Source organism: Mesorhizobium sp. M5C.F.Ca.ET.164.01.1.1, assembly GCF_004792125.1.
Classification (GTDB): Bacteria; Pseudomonadota; Alphaproteobacteria; order Rhizobiales; family Rhizobiaceae; genus Mesorhizobium; species Mesorhizobium wenxiniae.
Genome location: NZ_SRTG01000144.1, coordinates 1 through 409, shown reverse-complemented (window position 1 = coordinate 409; position 409 = coordinate 1). Strand labels below are relative to the sequence as shown.

Sequence of the window (409 nt, the reverse complement as noted above, 5' to 3'; positions counted from 1 at the left end):
ATAACCGCCGGCGACGACCGCGAGCTTGTTCGGCACTTCGCCGAGGGCCAGCGCGTCGGTGGATGAGATCACCGGACCACCGAAGGGCAGGAACGGCAGCTCGACAGGCGCCGACCCGGTGGCGATCACGACGGTCTCGGCGCGGATGACCTGCGTCCCGATTTCGGTTTCGACCTCGACGGTCTTGCCGTCGCGGAACGTCGCCCAGCCATGCACGGTCTTCACCTTGGCCTTCTTGAGCAATCCGGCCACGCCGTTGTTCAGCCGGCTAACGATGCCGTCCTTCCAACTGACCGTCTTCGCCAGGTCGAGCGTCGGCGCGGCGACCTTGATGCCAAGCGGATCCCTGCCATCAGCCATATGCGCTATTTTCTCGAACTCCTCCGCCGCGTGGATCAGCGCCTTGGAG

1 protein-coding gene is annotated in these 409 nt (G+C 65.0%); it reads right to left on the bottom strand.

What is annotated here, in order from left to right; all coding sequences use genetic code 11:
- On the bottom strand, positions 1-409 hold a 409-nt coding region (locus EN807_RS32830; protein ID WP_189522671.1), incomplete at both ends, for an FAD-dependent oxidoreductase.